Annotated in this window: 7 protein-coding genes; 1 reads left to right on the forward strand and 6 read right to left on the reverse strand. The window is 74.3% G+C overall.

The annotated features are described in order from the left end of the window. Positions 1-128: 128 nt before the first annotated feature. Positions 129-1,346 carry a hypothetical protein gene (locus GA0070215_RS25055; RefSeq protein WP_091050534.1) on the forward strand — a complete coding sequence of 406 codons (1,218 nt, stop codon included), beginning with the start codon at positions 129-131 and terminating at the stop codon, positions 1,344-1,346. Here the strand turns inward: GA0070215_RS25055 and GA0070215_RS28710 are convergent. From GA0070215_RS28710 to GA0070215_RS25085, 6 genes are all read right to left on the reverse strand, one after another. Beyond that, positions 1,292-1,645 carry a hypothetical protein gene (locus GA0070215_RS28710; protein WP_091050537.1) on the reverse strand — a complete coding sequence of 118 codons (354 nt, stop codon included), beginning with the start codon at positions 1,643-1,645 and terminating at the stop codon, positions 1,292-1,294. The genes GA0070215_RS25055 and GA0070215_RS28710 overlap by 55 nt on opposite strands. 170 nt (positions 1,646-1,815) lie before the next feature. Then, positions 1,816-7,302, reverse strand: coding sequence for a non-ribosomal peptide synthetase/MFS transporter (locus GA0070215_RS25065; protein ID WP_091050540.1), 5,487 nt, complete (start codon positions 7,300-7,302; stop codon positions 1,816-1,818). Further along, positions 7,302-10,427: a non-ribosomal peptide synthetase gene (locus tag GA0070215_RS25070; protein WP_091050543.1), complete on the reverse strand. Its 3,126-nt coding sequence runs from the start codon at positions 10,425-10,427 to the stop codon at positions 7,302-7,304. Before GA0070215_RS25070 ends, GA0070215_RS25065 begins: the two co-directional genes overlap by 1 nt. Further along, on the reverse strand, positions 10,424-10,612 hold the full coding sequence (locus tag GA0070215_RS25075; protein WP_018787223.1) for an MbtH family protein: 189 nt from the start codon (positions 10,610-10,612) through the stop codon (positions 10,424-10,426). The genes GA0070215_RS25070 and GA0070215_RS25075 overlap by 4 nt, the downstream gene beginning before the upstream one ends. Position 10,613: 1 nt before the next feature. Continuing rightward, a complete protein-coding gene (locus tag GA0070215_RS25080; protein WP_091050547.1) occupies positions 10,614-11,567 on the reverse strand; it encodes a TauD/TfdA family dioxygenase in 954 nt (317 codons plus the stop codon). Positions 11,568-11,598: 31 nt separating this feature from the next. Next, the gene (locus GA0070215_RS25085; protein ID WP_091050551.1) at positions 11,599-17,034 is read right to left on the reverse strand and encodes a type I polyketide synthase; all 5,436 of its coding nucleotides are present in this window, start codon (positions 17,032-17,034) and stop codon (positions 11,599-11,601) included. Positions 17,035-17,050: the final 16 nt, after the last annotated feature.

The following is a 17,050-nucleotide window of genomic DNA, read 5'->3' on the forward strand; positions in this document are numbered from 1 at the left end:
CCCCTCTACTACCGGAGGCGTTAACAGGGGGCCCTTCCTTACGCTTGGGGCGTGGAGTTGTCCGACGATCGACCTGTGGTCCTGGCACGCGGCGTGCCGACGGCCGCGCCGGCGGGCAGAGTGGAGCCGTGACTCCTCTGCGCGCACCCCTGGCCCGTTACGCCGAGCGGCTGCACCGTGCCGCCGGTGACACCCACCACGTCGCCTCCCCGTTGGGCGCCTGGTTGCTGCTGGCGCTGACCGGCCCGGCCGCCACCGGCGACGCCCGCGCGGCGCTGGCCGAGGCGCTCGGCGCCGACCCGGACGACGCCGCCGCCGAGGCCCGGGCGCTGCTCGCCGCGCCGCATCCGATGGTCGCCGCCGCCACCGCGCTGTGGGAGCGCACCCCGGCGGCGGAGCTGGCCGCCTGGCGAGCCACCCTGCCGGAGGCAACCGAGCGCGGTCCGCTGCCGGAACAGGCGGCCCTGGACGCCTGGGCCCGGGAGCGTACCGGCGGGCTGATCGACCGCTTCCCGGTCGATGTCGCCCCGGACACCCTGCTGGTCCTGGCCAGCGCGCTCGCGACGCGGGTGTCCTGGGCCGACCCGTTCGACACCGCCCCGGGCACGGAGCTGGGCGCTGGTAGCGCCTGGTCGAGCCGCCTGCGGTGGGTGCTGCGGACGCCACCGTTCAGGCACCGCTGCTGGCTGGCCGCCACCGACCGGGCCGGTGCCGTGGCGGTGCACGCGGCGCCGGCCCGGACCGGCGACGACGGCACCGGGATGCTCGTGGTGTCGGTGGCCGCCGCACGCGAGGTGCCGGCCGCCGACGTGCTGGCCGCCGCCCAGGAACTGGCGGGCGCCGCCGCCCTCAGCCCGGGCAACTCCCTGCCGGGCCACCTGTCGCTGTTCGACCTGCCACTGGGCGAGACGCCGCTGTGGACGCTGCGGGAGGAGCCGGTCAACACGTTCGCGCCGGGCGGCCGGGAGGAACGTGCCACAGCGGTGCTGCCCTGCTGGTCGGCGAGCAGCCGGCACGACCTGACCGCGCCCGGGTTCGGCTTCGACGCGGCGGCGCGGGCGCTCGGCGGGCTGCTGGGCCTGACCGGGCCGGGATTCGACGCCGCGCAGTCCGCGGTGGCCCGGTTCGGCCGCTACGGTTTCGAGGCCGCCGCGGTGACCGCGTTCGGCATGGTGGCCGGCCTGCCGCCGGAGGGAGTCGCCCGCGTCGCCGAGCTGCGGTTCGGTCACCCGTACGCGGTGGTTGCGGTGACCACCGACCCGGCCGGTGGGCCGTGGCACGCGCTGCCGGTCTACTCCGCCTGGGTCGCCGAGCCGGAGGAGCTGCCCGCCGACGAGGCCGGATAGGCGGCGAGCGCGCTCGTGAGCTGGCCCAGCCCCAGCGAGCCGAGTTCCAGGGCCCGGTGGTGGAACACCCGCCGGTCGCCGGGGAACGCCGGCAGGTGACCGCGTGCGGCGGCGAGCAGGAGGCTGCGGGCGTACCCGTCGAGTGCGGCCGGGATCGCGGCCTGACGCGCGCCGACGTGGGCGTGCAGCGGGGTCGCGGGCAGCGCCTCGATCCGGCGCAGGGCGTGCGCGGCGAGGTCGGCGCGGGCCTGGTGACCGTCCGGGCTGTAGTCGGTGAGCCCGTTCGGCGTCCTGCTCACAGGCCTCGACCACAGCCGCACAGGGATCGAGGCGCCCCATCTCCCGCAGCAGCTCGTCGGTGACGTCCTCGCTCACCGCACCGATGCTGGCCCCGGTGATCAAGGAGTTCGTGCCGGCCGGGGGGCCCGGAACGGACACGAACTCCTTGATCAACCGGGTGGAGGCGGGGTCAGACCGAGACGAGTTCCTTCTTCCCGGCCTTGGCGGCCAGGCGCTTCTCGCGCTCCTGGGCGCCGATCAGGTCGTCCGGCAGGGAGTCCTCCACCTCGATGTCGAACCGGCGCAGCAGCCGGATCGCGAAACCGCCGAGCGTGATGAGGATCAGCGCCACGCCGAAACAGATGTACGCGAAGCCGATGCCACGGCCCGGCCCGGTGCCGATCACCGCGCCCACCGAACCGGCCAGCGCCCCGCCCGGAGCGAGCATCGGCTCGAACAGCGCGGTGGCGCCCGGCGCGAGCAGCGCGAACCCGATCGGCAGCGTCGACCAGGAGATGGTCTGGTTGAGGCTGAACACCCGGCCGTGGAAGCGCTGCGGCACCTTCACCTGGACGATCGTCGCGTAGATCGACTGCGCGGTGGTCATCGACATGGCCAGCCAGCAGAAGCCGACGCAGATCATCGCGACCGACGCGTCCAGGCCGATCAGCACACAGCCGATCGCGGTGCCCAGGTTGCCGATCAGCACGCCGATCATCCGGCGCTTGCGCGGACCGCCCCACAGCGACATGAGCACGCCGCCGAGCACCGCGCCGACCGCCTCGGCCAGCGCCACCTGCGCCACCTGGGTGGGGCTGCCGAACGACAGCACCAGCGGGGTGATGAGCACCAGCGCGGGCGCAAGGAAGATGTTGCCCAGCGCGAAGTAGCCGAGCATCAGCCGGAACCCGCGGTGCCGCCACGAGTAGCGCATGCCGTTGGCGATGGCCACCAGCAGCCGTTCCCGGGGCCGCCAGCCGAGCGCGTCCGGGAACCGGACCACGGCGAGGGTGAGCACCGCGAACACGTAGCTGGCCACGTCGACCAGCAGGATGCCCTTCAGCTCGATGGTGGCGAGCAGACCGGCCGCGAACGCCGGCATGAGCAGCGTCGCCACGCCCGTGGAGAGCTGCGTGATGCCCATGGCGTGCCCGAGGTAGCGCTTGGGCACCAGCTGCGGCACCGCCGACTGGAACGCGATCCGCTGGAACGAACCGGCCACCGAACTCAGCGCCACCAGCATGTAGATGTGCCAGAGCACCAGGTTGTCGGTCCACAACAGGGCGGCCAGCACCAGCTGGACGGAACCGGCGAAGCAGCTCGCCGTCATCATGATCCGCCGCCGGCTGACCCGGTCGACCAGCGCGCCGGCCACCGGCAGCATGAGCACGCCGCAGATCAGCGCGAGTGCCCAGAGCAGGCCGAGGTTCGCCACCGAGCCGGTGCGGTTGAACAGCCAGATCGGGAGCGCGAACGCGGTCAGCGCGGAACCGGTGCTGGAGATGAGCTGGCCGGTCGTGACGGCCATGAACCGGCCCATGCTCGGCTTGATCGTCGTGGTGGGCTTGCGGTCCTCCCCCACCCGCAGTGTGTCGGCGACCACCCAACCGGCGTCCGCACCCTGGGCCTGCGGCGTCAGGGCGCCGACGTCCCCGGCGGCCACCGCCGGGTGCACCCGCGTGACGATCTCGGCCAGTTCCTCGGCCCGGTACTTGAGGAAGAAGTGACCGGCCTGGTCGAGCACGACGAGGCCGAGCGTGTCGCTGAGGAACTGCCACTCGGCGTACCGCTCGCGGTAGTAGTCGGTAACCGGGTCCTCGGAGCCGACCACCGAGATGATCGGCGCCCGGAGCTTCGCCGCCCGCTGGTCCAGCAGCCGGGTGAAGTACTCCTCCGAGGCGCGGGAGTCGGCCCGCATGTTGCTGATGATCCGGTCGGCCTGCTCCGGGTCCAGCTCCTCGGTGTCCACACCCATCGACTTGAGCCAGCTCGCGGAGTGCCTGTTGCTGCTGAGCCGCTCCAGGCGGTCGCGCAGCGCCGCGATCACGCCCTTCGGGCGGGCGAACGGGAACATGGCGCCGATGTAGACGGCCTCCAGATCCCGGCCGGCCGCCTCGACCTTGCGGGCCACGTCGGCGAGGATGGCGCTGCCCACGCCGCAGTGGCCGTACAGGGCGATCGGTCCCTCGACCCGCTCCAGGATCTCGTCGGCGACCCGGCCGGTCAGCTCGTCGAACGGCAGCGCGTCCTCGCTGAGACCCACGTCGTGGCCGGGGATCGCCAGCGACCACAGCCCGTACCCGGCGGGCAACGCGTCGGCCAGCGGCTGGTAGACGATGGCGCTGCCGCCGCCGTACGGGACACAGACGTACGTCAGCACCCGCTTGCCCGCCGGGATCGGCCTGGTCAGCTCGTAGAGCAGCCGGCGCGGCCCCTCCTGCGCGGCGTCGCCGGAGATGAACGCGGCGAGGTCGCGGATGGTGCGCTGCTGGAACAGGTCCATCACGCCGACCGCCCGGCCGCCCAGCTCCGCCTTGCGGATCTTCGCGACCACCTGGGTGGCGAGCATCGAGTGCCCGCCCAGGTCGAAGAAGTCGTCGTCGATGCCGAGCGTGTCCACGCCCAGCACCTCGGACCAGATCGCGGCGAGCGCCCGCTCGGTGTCGTCGCGCGGCTCGACCAGCGCCACCGACGCCTCGCGGGTGACCACCGGCGCGGGCAGCGCCTTGCGGTCCAGCTTGCCGTTGGGGGTCAGCGGCAGCGCGTCGAGCGTGACGAACGCGGCCGGCACCATGTACTCCGGCAGCGTGTCCTTCAGCGCCGCCTTCAGCGCGGCGTGCTCGGCCTCCCCGACCAGGTACGCGGTGAGCCGCTTGTCGCCGGGGCTGTCCTCGCGGACGATCACAGTGGCCTCGGTGACGCCCGGCTGCTCGCGCAGCGCGCTCTCGATCTCGCCCAGCTCGATGCGCAGGCCGCGCAGCTTCACCTGGTTGTCGATGCGGCCCAGGAACTCGATCACCCCGGCGCCGTCCGGGCCGGCCACCCAGCGGGCCAGGTCACCGGTGCGGTACAGGCGGGCGCCAGGCTCACCGGAGAACGGGTCGGGGACGAACTTCTCCGCGGTCAGCGCGGGCCGGCGGTGGTAGCCGCGGGCCAGTCCGACGCCGCCGATGTGCAGCTCACCTGCCACCCCGACCGGGCACTGCCCGCCGGACGGGTCGAGCACGTGCAGCCGCAGGTTGGCGATCGGCGCGCCGATCGGCACACTGGTCACCTGCGCCAGCCGGTCCGGCTCGCACGCCCAGGCGGTCACGTCGATGGCCGCCTCGGTCGGGCCGTACAGGTTGTGCAGGCCGCACCACGGCAGCCGGGCGGTGAAGTCGGCCGCCGAGGCCAGCGGCAGCTCCTCGCCGGAGCAGATCACCCGGCGCAGCGCGGTCGCCGCCTCCACGCCGTCCTCGGCGAGGAAGACGGTGAGCATCGACGGGACGAAGTGGGCGGTGGTGATCCGCTCGGACACCAGCAGGTCACGCAGGTAACCCGCGTCCTTGTGGCCGCCCGGCTTCGCCAGCACCAGGCGGGCGCCGGTGCGCAATGGCCAGAAGAACTCCCACACCGACACGTCGAAGCTCGCCGGGGTCTTCTGCAGCACCGCGTCGTCGGTGCCGAGGCCGTACGTCTTCTGCATCCAGTCGAGCCGGTTGACGATGCCCCGGTGCGTGTTCGGCACGCCCTTCGGGCGGCCGGTGGAGCCGGAGGTGTAGATGACGTACGCCAGGTGCTCCGGCCCGGCGGTGGGCGCCGGGTCGGTGTCGGGCCGGTCGGCCCAGACCGTGGCGTCGTCCAGTTCGAGCACCGTGGCGCCGGTGTCGGGCAGCACGTCGCGCAGGTGCGACTGGACCAGCACGACCGGCGCGTCCGCGTCGGCGACCATGAACGCGAGCCGGTCGGCCGGGTACTCCGGGTCCAGCGGGAGGTACGCGCCGCCGGCCTTGAGCACGCCGAGCAGGCCGGCGACCAGTTCCACCGAGCGTTCCGCGCAGACCCCGACGAGGGTCTCCGGGCCGACGCCCGCCGCGCGCAGCCGGTGCGCGACGCGGTTGGCCTGCGCGTTCAGCTCGGCGTACGTGCGGCTGTGCCCGTCGATGGTGACCGCTACCGCGTCCGGGGTGGCCTCTGCGCGCTCCTCGATCGGGCCGTGCAGCGTCTCGGCGCGCGGGAAGTCGGCTGTGGTGTCGTTCCAGGCGGCCAGCAGTTCCCGCTCGGCGGCGGGCAGCAGCGGCAGCCGGGACACCGGGGTGTCCGGCGCGGCGACGACCGCGTCCAGCAGCGCGGTCCACCGCTGCGCCACGCGTTCCACGGTGGCCCGGTCGAACAGGTCGGTGTTGAAGACCAGCTTGCCCCAGAGCCCGTCGACGGTCTCCACCGCGTGCAGCTCGAAGTCGAACCGGGTGGCCTGCAACTCCATCGGGGTCCAGGAGAACGTGACCTCGTCGGTGCGGGACACGCCGCGGAAGCGGCCCATCTCGTAGTTCTGCAGCACGAACATCGTCTGGAACACCGGGGATCGGCTGACGTCGCGCGGCAGGCCCAGCTCGTGGACCACCTTGGCGAACGGCACCTCGGCGTGCTCGAACCCGTCGAGCACGGTACGGCGGGTGCGCTCCAGCAGCTCGGCGAACGTCGGATCGTCGCCCAGGTCGGCGCGCAGCGGCAGCATGTTGATGAACATGCCGACGACGTTCTCCAGCTCCGGCGCGGACCGGCCGGCCACCGACGCGCCGATCGCGAAGTCGTCCTGGCCGGCGTGGCGGGCCAGCAGCACCTGGTACGCGGCCAGCAGCGTCATGAACAGCGTGCCGCCGCTGTCGCGGGTGAGCGTGTTGAGCGCCCCGGTGGCGGCCGGGTCGAGCTGGAACTCGACGAAGTCCCCGCGGTAGGTCTGGGTGGCCGGGCGGGGCCGGTCCAGCGGCAGTTCCAGCGGGGTGACGCCGGCCAGCCGCTGCTTCCAGTAGTCGACGTGCGTCCGCGCCTGCGGGCCGTCCAGCTCCTGGGCCTCCCAGACGGCGAAGTCGCCGTACTGGATCGGCAGGGCGGGCGGCTCGCCGCCCCGGTAGAGCGTGATCAGGTCACGCAGCACCACGTCCACCGACCAGCCGTCGCCGACGATGTGGTGCTGGGCGAGGAACAGCACGTGGTCGTCGGCGGCGAGCCGGACCAGCAGGGCCCGCAGCAGCGGCCCGTTCGCCAGGTCGAACGGCTCGGCCGCCGCCGCGTCGACGAGCGCCTGCGCGGCGGCCTCGTCGGGCGCCTCCACCACTGTCAGCGGCACGTCGGCCGTGTCCGCGACGACCACCGTGGGACGGCCGTCGGCGTCGGCCGGGAAGCGGGTGCGCTGCGACTCGTGCCGGTCGGCGAGCGCGGTCAGGGCGGCGCGCAGCGCGTCCACGTCGAGTGGTCCGCGTACCCGCAGCGGCACCGCGATGTGGTACGCCGCCTCGCCCGGGGCGAGCTGGTCCATGAACCAGACCCGCTCCTGGGCGTAGGACAGCGGCACCTGGGCGCCGGACGGGCGGGGGGTGATCCGGGCCGCGGGGGCGGCCTGACGGGCGCGTAGCCGCTTGGCGATCAGCGCCTGCCGGGCCGCCTCGCGGGCCGGATCCTTCAGGTCGGTCATCAGTCGGTTCCCTCTTCCGCCGCGAGCAACGCGGCGACCTCGGTGTCGGAGAGCCCGTCGAGTTCGGCGGCGATCCGCTGTTCGATCTGGGCCGCCAGGTCCGCCACCACAGGGCTGCCGAACAGCGCCCGCATGGGCAGGTCGACGTCCACCTCGGCGCGGATCCGGGCCATCGCCCGCATGCCGCGCAGCGAGTTGCCGCCGAGGGCGAAGAAGTCGTCGTGGGCGCCGACCTTCTCCACCTGGAGGATCTCGGCGTACACCTCGGCGACCAGAGCCTCGGCCTCGGTGCGGGGCGCGACGTAGCTGTCCTGGGCCTGCTCGGCCGCCGCCGGGGCGGGCAGCGCGGCGCGGTCCAGCTTGCCGTTGGGCGTCAGCGGCAGCGCGTCCAGCCGGACCAGAGCGGCCGGCACCAGGTGCGCGGGCAGCTCGCGGGCCAGTTCGGCGCGGACCGAGTCCTCGTGGGCCGGGCCCACCAGGTAGCCGACGAGCATCGGCTCGCCGCCGTCGGTGCGGACCGCCGCGGCGGCGGCGCGCACGTCCGGGTGGGCCAGCAACGCGGCCTCGACCTCACCCAGCTCGATGCGCATACCGCGCACCTTGACCTGGTCGTCGCGGCGGCCCAGGTAGTCGAGCGTGCCGTCGGCACGCCAGCGGGCCAGGTCGCCGGTGGCGTACATCCGGGCGCCGGGCGGGCCGTACGGGCACGGCAGGAACCGCTCGGCGGTCAGGCCGGGCCGGTCGTGGTAGCCGCGGGCGAGCTGGGTGCCGGTGACGTACAGCTCCCCCACCATCCCCGGGGGCACCGGCCGCAGCGCCGCGTCGAGCAGCAGCGCCCGGGTGTTCCAGGTGGGCCTGCCGATCGGCACCGGACCGGCCGGGACCGGCTCACCGGGTGCGACCCGGGCCGCGACGCAACCCACTGTGGCCTCCGTCGGGCCGTACTCGTTGATCACCGCCACGTCGGGGTGTGCGGCCCGCCAGGCGGCGAGCTGCTCTCCGGTCAGCGCCTCGCCGCCGATCACCAGGTCGGCCGTCGGCGAAAGCTCGCCGTCGAGCAACGGCAGGTGGCTCGGCGTGACCTTGAGGAAGGCCGGCCGGCCACCGGCGCGGGCGGCCGGGGAGTCGATCGCGGCGAGCCGCACCGTGCCGCCGGCGGTGAGCGTGCCGAGCAGGCCGGTGACGGTCAGGTCGAACGACACCGGCGAGTGCAGCAGCGCCACCCCGGAAAGCCCCGGGTAGGTGGCGCGGGCCCAGGCCAGGTACGCGGTCACCGCCCGGTGCTCGACCACCACGCCCTTCGGGCGGCCGGTGGAGCCGGAGGTGTAGAGCACGTACGCCGGGTGCTCCGGGCGCAGCGGCGCGACCCGGTCGGCGTCGGTGAGGTCGTCGCCGGACTGGTCCGAGCCGACCTCGCCGTCGAGCACCAGCGCGTCACCGGGCACCAGGGCGGCGGTGTCCGGCGCGGTCACCACCAGCGCGGGCGCGGCGTCGGTCAACAGGTACGCGATCCGGCCGGCCGGGTACGCGGTGTCCACCGGCACGTACGCGGCGCCCGCCTTGAGCACCGCCAGCATCGCCACGACGAGGTCGCAGGAGCGGGGCAGCGCCAGCGCGACCCGGGTCTCCGGGCCGGCGCCGCGGGCCACCAGCAGCCGGGCCAGCCGGTTCGCGGCGGTGTTCAGCTCGCCGTAGCCGAGCGTCACGCCGTCGCAGACCAGCGCCGCCGCTTCCGGGGTGGCGGCGGCCCGCCGTTGCACCTCGTCGACCACAGTGGTCACCGGCACGTCGTGGGCGGTGTCGTTCCAGGCGCCGAGCACCTGGTCCCGCTCGGTGTCGGTGAGCAGCGGCAGCGCGCCCACCGGACGTTCCGGCTCGGCGACGGCGGCGGCGAGCAGGCGTACGTAGCGGCTGACCACCGTCTCGGCCGTGGACCGGTCGAACAGGTCGGTGCGGTAGACCAGGCGGCAGTCACCAGTGGTGATGTCGAAGGCCAGGTCGTCCTTCGTGGTGCCCAGCTCGACCGGGTCGAGGCCGGAGTCCGGGATCCAGTTCAGCGCGGTCTGGAAGATCGGCTGCACCGACGGGTCACGCTGCGGGTCGACCGCCTCGACGATCTTCTGGAACGGTGTCTGCCCGTGCTCCATGGCGTCGATCAGGCCGTTGCGCACCCGGCCGAGCAGCGCCGCGAACGTCGGGTCGCCGGAGACGTCGCAGCGCAGCGCCACCGGGTTGACGAACATGCCGATCAGCGACGCCAGCTCCGGGTTGTCCCGGCCCGCGGTGGAGACGCCGACCACCACGTCGGCGTCGCCGGAGATCCGCGACAGCAGCGCCGCGAAACCGGCCAGCAGCACCATGTACGGGGTGGCCTGCGCGCCGGTGGCCAGCGCGCCGACGCGGTCCAGCAGCCCGTCGGGCAGCGTGAAGCGCACCTCGTCACCGGCGAAGCCGAGCTGGGCCGGGCGGGGCCGGTCCAGCGGCAGGCCGGTGACCGGCGGCGCGCCGGCCAGGTGACCGGTCCAGAACGCGAGCTGCCGGTCCAGGTCCTCGCCGGTGAGCTGCTGGCGCTGCCAGACCGCGAAGTCGGCGTACTGGATGGGCAGCTCGGGCACGGCGGGCTCGGCGCCGGTGCGCGCGGCCTCGCAGAACGCGACCAGCTCGGCGTGGAACAGCACCGCCGAGTGGCTGTCGAAGACGGCGTGGTGCACCACGAACGCCAGCGCCAGTCCTTCGGTCATGCGGATCAGCCGGGCCCGCCACAGCGGCGCCGCGTCCAGCGGGATCGGCAGGCGCGCCACCTCGCCGCGGATGCGCTCGAACTCGGCCCGCTGCTCGCCGGCCGGCAGGTGGGTGATGTCGGTGACGGGCAGCGGCGACGGCTCGTGGGCGCGCACGACCTGCACCAGCACGCCGTCGTTGGTCCGCAGGTGGGTACACAGCGCCTCGTGCCGGGCGATCACCCGGTTGACCACGTCACTCGCCGTGCCGGCGTCCACGCCGGCGGGGAACAGCCACGGGAAGGACACGTTGAACACCGGCGAGGCGGCGTCGAGCTGGTTGGCCATCCACACCCGCTCCTGGGCGTAGGAGGCCGGGAAGGTCCACTCCTGGCTCGCGCTCATGAGAGGGCCTCGCGCACGGAGCGGGGACGCATGTCGGTCCAGACCTCGTCCACGTGGGCCAGGCACTCCTCGCGGCTGCCGGCGAAGCCGGTGTCGTGCCAGCCGGCGGGCAGGTCCCGGTCGGCCGCCCAGATCGAGTACTGCTCCTCGTCGTTGCGGACGACCAGGAATCGGAGTTCGGCCATGTCAGTTCGCTCCTGCGTTCTCGGGGGTGTACGGCTCGGCCATCGCCACGGCGATCTTGCGGGGACCGGTGAACGGTTCCCGGCCGTGCGCGGCGGTCATGTTGTCCACCACCAGCACGTCGTCGCGCTGGTAGTCGAAGCGGACGGTGGCGGCCCGGTAGGCGGCGCGGAGGTGGTCCATGACGTCGGTGGGGATCTCGCCGCCGTCGCCGTAGTAGGTGTTCGCCGGCAGCCCGTCGGCGCCGAACATGGCCAGCAGCCCCTCCTGGTAGTCAGCCGGCAGCGTGCTGAGGTGGAAGAAGGTGGCGTGGTTGAACCAGCGCGGGGTGTCCGACCCGGGCCGGTGGTGCACCACGTCGCGGACCGCGCGGGTACGCAGGCCGTCCTCGCCGACCCACTCCACGGTGATCCCGTTGTCCGCCGCGTACGCCTCGACCTCGGCGCGGCTCTCGGTGTCGAACACCTCCTGCCAGCGGGTGCCGAAGTCGCCGTGGAAGTTGCGCACCAGCATCCACCGGCGGCGGACGAACTCCTCGCGGACCGCGGGGTCGACCAGCTCGTACACCCGGCGCACGTCGGCCAGCGGCGTGGCGCCCCGGCTGTCCGGCGGCGTGACGCAGTAGAAGAACAGCGTCAGCGGCCAGCGCGCCTGGTACGAGTTCTCGTTGTGCAGGAAGATCTCCTCGTCCGGCGGGTAGTCGGTCGAGGTGTAGACCCGGCCCTTGATCGAGTGCCGGGGCGAGGAGCGCTCGGTGTAGGTCAGCGGCTCCCCGGCGAGCGCGCGGACGGCCTGGTCGAAGCCGTCCACGCCGCCCACGTCGAAGCCGCGGAACAGCAGCCCTCCGCTGGCGACGAGGGTGTCGCGCAGCTCGGCGCGCCGGGCCGTGATCAGGTCGGTCAGCGCCCGGCCGTCGCTCTCGACGACCACCGGAAGCGTCGTGGTTGTCTCGCTCATGGTGCTTGTCTCCTGGTTCTGCGTCGGGAGGTCAGCCGCGGGGCAGCCGCGGGATGGCCGGGATCGCCGCCGGGGCGGCCGGTGCGTCGGCGCGCAGCTCCTCGATCCGGGCGGCCAGTCCGGCCACCGTGGGGGTCTCGAAGAGGCTGCGCATCGGCAGCCGTACGCCGGTCGCCTTGCGCATGGCGGCGATGAGCTGCACGGCGACCAGCGAGTTGCCGCCGAGGGCGAAGAAGTCGTCGTCCACGCCGACGTCGGTGACGCCGAGGCCGTCGCGCCATACCTGGGCGATCGTCTTCTCCAGCTCGGTGCCGGGCGCCGCCGAGCCGCCGGCGGCCGTCGTCGGGCCGGTCGGCGCGTCGGTCTCCTCGGCGAGGCTGTCGGTGGTGACCCGGGCCGCCCGGCGCCGGATGTCGGCGACGGTGCGGGTGGTGATCACCACCTGGGCGCCGAGGCCGGCGGCGAGGCTGCGGCGGAACGCCTCCGCGCCGTCGACCGGCCGGATGTCCTCGGTGACCGCCGCCGGGGCGTCACCGCCCGCCGCCGGGGACTCGGCCAGGTTGCCGGTGACCGCGTCCCGGTCGACCCGACGCAGCACGAAGTCGCCGATCGCGACCAGTTCCCGCCCGTCCGGGTCGCGCAGCGACAGGTCGGCGGCGACCACCTCGTCGGTGGCGGCGGGCCGGTGCCGCAGGTGACTGTGGAACGTCGCGGGCAGCGGCCCGCGCACCACGATCCGGCCGTACGACAGCGGCAGGTAGGTGCCGGAGCCCTGTCCCCGGCCGAACGCGGTGGCCACGTCCAGCAGCGCCGGGTGCATGCCCCAGGAGGGCAGGTCACCGAGCGCGGCGGCGGGCGCCTGCACCCGGGCCAGTTCCTCGCCGTCGGCGAGGTGGTGCTCGGCCAGCGCCGCCCAACGCGGCCCGAACGTGAGCATGCTGGTACGTCCCCTGCCGAACGACGCGTCGTCGTCGACCCGCCGCCCGGTCACCGTGGGCACGGCGGCCGGCGGGGCCGCGTCGGTGGTCCAGCCGGCGGTGCCGCGGACGTGGGTCCGCGCCTGACCGGCGGCGAGGCTGGCGACTGTGAAGTCGGTGCCGTCCTCGGCCGAGGTCAGCTCGACCCGGTACTGGGCCACGGTGCCGTCCGGCACCGAGAACGGCTCCAGGAACACCACGTCGCGCAGCTCCACCGCGGCATCCGGCCCTGGCGCGGGCAGCGCCGCGACCACCGCCGCGCGCACCGACTCCAGGTGGGCGGTGCCCGGCACCACCGGCACCCCGCCGATCCGGTGCTCGTCGAGCAGCCAGTGGGTGCCGGCCGAGACCAGGCCGTGCAGCACCGTGCCGTCCGGGCCGGCGACCATCGTGGTGAGCACCGGGTGGGCGACCGCCGTGGTCACGGTGTCCCGCCCGGCGGCCCGGAACCCGGCCGGCGCGGCGGTCTCCACCGCCATGCCGACCTCGGCCCAGCCACCCCAGTTCTGCGACACCACAGGCGCGCGGAACCCGGTGCCGGAACGCGCGAACGCGTCCAGGAAGTTGTTCGCGGCGCAGTAGTCGACCTGGCCGAACCCGCCGATCACCGCGGTGATCGAGGAGCACAGCACGACGAAGTCCAGCGGCAGGTCACCGAAGACCCGGGCCAGCGCCAGGGTGCCGGCCAGCTTCGGGGCCAGCACACGCCGCGCCTCGTCGCGCTCCTTCACCTCGGCCATGCCGCCGCCGGGCAGACCGGCGGCGTGCACGATGCCGTCCAGCCCGCCGAACCGGCGCTCCACCTCGTCGCGGACCCGGCGCAGGTCGTCGGCGTCGGTGACGTCGGCGGCGAGCACCAGCACCTCGGCGCCCGCGGCCTCCATCCGGCGGATCGCCGCGATGGCCCGCCCGGCCCGGTCGGTACCGCCGTGCACCGCGAGGTGCGCGTCCCAGGCGTCCCGCTCGGGCAGCCCGGACCGGGCCAGCAGCACCAGCTTGGCGCGGACCCGGCCGGCGAAGTCCTCGGCGAGGGTGACGCCGATGCCGCCGAGACCGCCGGTGATCAGGTAGCGGCCCTCCTCGCGCAGCACGCCCGGCACGTCCTCGGCGGCCACGCTCACCTGCTCGTAGCCGCCCAGCCAGCGGCGGTCGCCGCGCAGCGCCACCTCCGGGTGCTCGGCGTCGACCGGGCTGCGCAGCTCGGCCACCAGGGCGGCGACGCCACGCGCGGCCGGGTCGGTGTCGAGCAGCCGCACGGTCAGGCCGGGCAGCTCGGCCGGGAGCACCCGGGCCAGGGCGGCCAGCGTGGCGTGCTCCGGGCGGGTCAGGTCGTCGCCGCGTACGTCGCCGATGCCGGCGGTGACCAGGTCCAGGCGTACGCCCGCCTCGTCGGCCGTCACACCGGCGCCGGCGAGGGCCTGCACCAGGTGCAGCGCGCCGAAGAAGCCGCGCTCCTGCGCCGCCCAGGCGGCCGCCGCGTCGGTGCCGACCGGCTCGCCGTCGAGCGCGAACGCGTGCACGATCCGCCGGGGCAGGTCGGCTCCGAGCGCGGCGACCAGTTCCTCGGCGTCGGCGCGTACGCCGGGGCGCAGCCGGAAACCGTTGGCGGTCGCGGTGAACGCCTCGCCGGCGCGTACCTCGACCGGGTCGTCGCCGGCGGCACGCAACGCGGCCACGAGCGCCTCGCCGCGCGGGCCGTCGGCCAGCACCAGGCAGCGGCCCAGCGGCTCGGCCGTCCGGGTCGGGGCGGCCTGCCGCCACACCGGCACCGCGAACCACTCCGGCAGCAGGCGGGGACCGGTCTCCACCGGCGCCGCGGCGAGCTCCTGCTCCGGCTCCGGGTCGATCCAGTAGCGGCGCCGCTCGAACGGGTACGTGGGCAGCGGCACCCGTCGCGCGTGCGGGTCGGCGGGGACGCTCACCGGCACCCCGGCGCACCAGAGCGCGCCGGCGGTGCCGAGCAGCGCGGCCACGTCACCGGTCTGCTCACCGGGACCGGGCAGGCTGCCCAGCGGGGTCAGCGCCCGCTGCGCCGCACCGGCCTTGGCGACCTGCATCCGGGCCAGGTTGGCCAGCTGCCGGCCGGGCCCGCACTCGACCAGCGCCCAGGTGCCCTCGGCGAGCAGGGTGGCGACGCACGCGCCGAAGCGGACCGGGCGGCGCAGGTGCGCCGCCCAGTACGCCGGGTCGGTGGCCTGCGCCTCGGTGATCCAGGTGCCGGTCACGTTCGACACGAACGGCACCGCGGGTGCCCGCAGCGGCACCGTGGCCATCAGCGCGGTGAACTCGTCCAGGAGCGGGTCCATCATCGGCGAGTGGAACGCGTGCGAGGTGCGCAGCAGCTTCGACTTGTTCTTGCCACCGAGGCTCGCCGCGAACTCCTTCACCAGCGCCGTCTCGCCCGCGACCACGCAGGTGCCGGGGCCGTTGACGGTGGCCACCGACAGGCCCTCGGGCAGCCGGCCGGTCACCTCCGACTCGTCGAGCGTGACCGCCAGCATCGAACCGGCCGGCAGGGAGTGCATGAGCCGACCCCGGGCGGCCACCACGCGCAGCGCGTCGGCGAGGTCGATCACCCCGGCCACGGTCGCGGCGACGTACTCGCCGATGGAATGGCCGATCATCGCGGCCGGGGTCACCCCGGCGGCCCGCCAGGCGGCGGCGAGCGCGTACTCGAGCGTGAACAGGGCGGGCTGGGTCCAGCGGGTCTGCGTGAGCTTGTCCGCCGCCTCCGGGTCGCGGCCCAGGATCAGGTCGCGGATGTCCAGGCCCAGCTCGGGGCGGAGCAGCTCCGCGCACTCGTCGACGGCGGCGGCGTACGCGCTGTCCTGCGCGTACAGTTCGGCGCCCATGCCGGCGTACTGCGAGCCCTGGCCGCTGAACAGGAACGCCACCCGGGGCGCGGAGCCCTCGGCGGCACCCCGGTGGCCCTTGCGCCGCTCGCGCAGCGCGGCGGCGGCGGACGCCGGGTCACCGGCGACGACGGCGGCGCGGTGGGGGTACACCTGGCGGCCGACGCGCAGCGTGTGCGCCACGTCGGCCAGCGCCACGTCGCTGCCGCTGTCCAGGTGGTCGGCGAGCCGCCGCACGGCGGTGTCCAGCGCGGTCGGGGTCTTCGCCGACACCTGGAGCAGGTGCGCCGGGCGGGCCGGCGGCTCGGACCGGCCGGCGGCCGGTGCCTCCTCCAGCACCACGTGCGCGTTGGTGCCGCCGATGCCGAAGGAGCTGACGCCGGCCCGGCGCGGACCGCCGTCGGCGTCCCACTTGGTCAGCGTGTTCGCCACGTAGAACGGGGTGTCGGCGAAGTCGATGGCCGGGTTCGGCGTCTCGTAGTTGATGGTCGGCGGGATCAGCCCGTGCTCCATCGCCAGCACCGTCTTGATCACGCTGACGATGCCGGAGGGCTGGCTGAGGTGGCCGATGTTCGACTTCACCGAGCCGATGCCGCACCAGCCGCGCTCGTCGGTGTCCTTGGTGTAGACGGCGGACAGCGCGGCGACCTCGATCGGGTCGCCGAGCGCGGTGCCGGTGCCGTGCGCCTCGACGTAGCTGATGCTGCGCGGGTCGACGCCGGCCAGCTCGACGGCCTGGGCGACGGCCTCCATCTGCCCGTCGATGCTGGGGGCGGTGAAGCCGACCTTCCCGGCGCCGTCGTTGTTGATGGCGTTGCCGAGCACGACCGCGCGGATGGTGTCGCCGTCGGCGAGCGCGTCGGAGAGCCGCTTGAGCAGCGTCACGCCGACGCCGCTGCCCCACACCGTGCCGTTCGCTCCGGCGTCGAACGGCCGGCACCGCCCGTCCGGCGAGGTGAAGCCGTCCATGCCGAGGTAGCCGACGTGCGGCAGCTCGATGTTGACGCCGCCGGCCAGGGCCATGTCGCACTCGCCGTTGCGCAGCGCCTCGCAGGCCAGGTGGAACGCCACCAGGGAGGTGGAGCAGGCGGTGTGCACGGTCATGCTGGGCCCGCGCAGGTCCAGCCGGTACGACACGTTGGTGGCCACGTAGTTCGGCGAGTTTCCGGTGGCCAGCGAGACGGTGCTGTGCGGGTTCCCGCCGACCCGCTTGTTGCGCAGCACGTTGCGGTGCAGGTACGTGTTGCCGCCGGTCCCGGCGTACACGCCCACCGCGCCGTCGTAGCGGCCCGGGTCGTAGCCGGCGTTCTGCAACGCGGTGTAGCAGGTCTCCAGGAACAGCCGGTGCTGCGGATCGGTGATCTCGGCCTCGCGGGCGGTCATCCCGAACAGGCCGGCGTCGAACTCGTCGTAGCCGTCCACCAGCGGGGCACGGTTGACCCAGCCCGGGTCGTCGACCTCCTGCGGCTGGGCACCGCGGGCGAGCTGCTCCTCGCGGGTCAGCTCGGTCGTCGACTCCACGCCGTCGACCAGGTTGCGCCAGAACTCGTCGACGTCGGCCGCGCCGGGCAGGCGGGCGGCGAGCCCGACGATGGCGATGGGCTCGACGCCGTCGTCGGCGGGCATGTCGTTCTGCATGGGGGTTCTCTCATTC

This window comes from Micromonospora marina, assembly GCF_900091565.1.
GTDB lineage: Bacteria > Actinomycetota > Actinomycetes > Mycobacteriales > Micromonosporaceae > Micromonospora > Micromonospora marina.

Coding starts and splice junctions, on each gene's coding strand:
- GA0070215_RS25065 (WP_091050540.1), bottom strand. CDS start 7,302: ATGACCGACCTGAAGGATCCGGCCCGCGAGGCGGCCCGGCAGGCGCTG.
- GA0070215_RS25070 (WP_091050543.1), bottom strand. CDS start 10,427: ATGAGCGCGAGCCAGGAGTGGACCTTCCCGGCCTCCTACGCCCAGGAG.
- GA0070215_RS25075 (WP_018787223.1), bottom strand. CDS start 10,612: ATGGCCGAACTCCGATTCCTGGTCGTCCGCAACGACGAGGAGCAGTAC.
- GA0070215_RS25080 (WP_091050547.1), bottom strand. CDS start 11,567: ATGAGCGAGACAACCACGACGCTTCCGGTGGTCGTCGAGAGCGACGGC.
- GA0070215_RS25085 (WP_091050551.1), bottom strand. CDS start 17,034: ATGCAGAACGACATGCCCGCCGACGACGGCGTCGAGCCCATCGCCATC.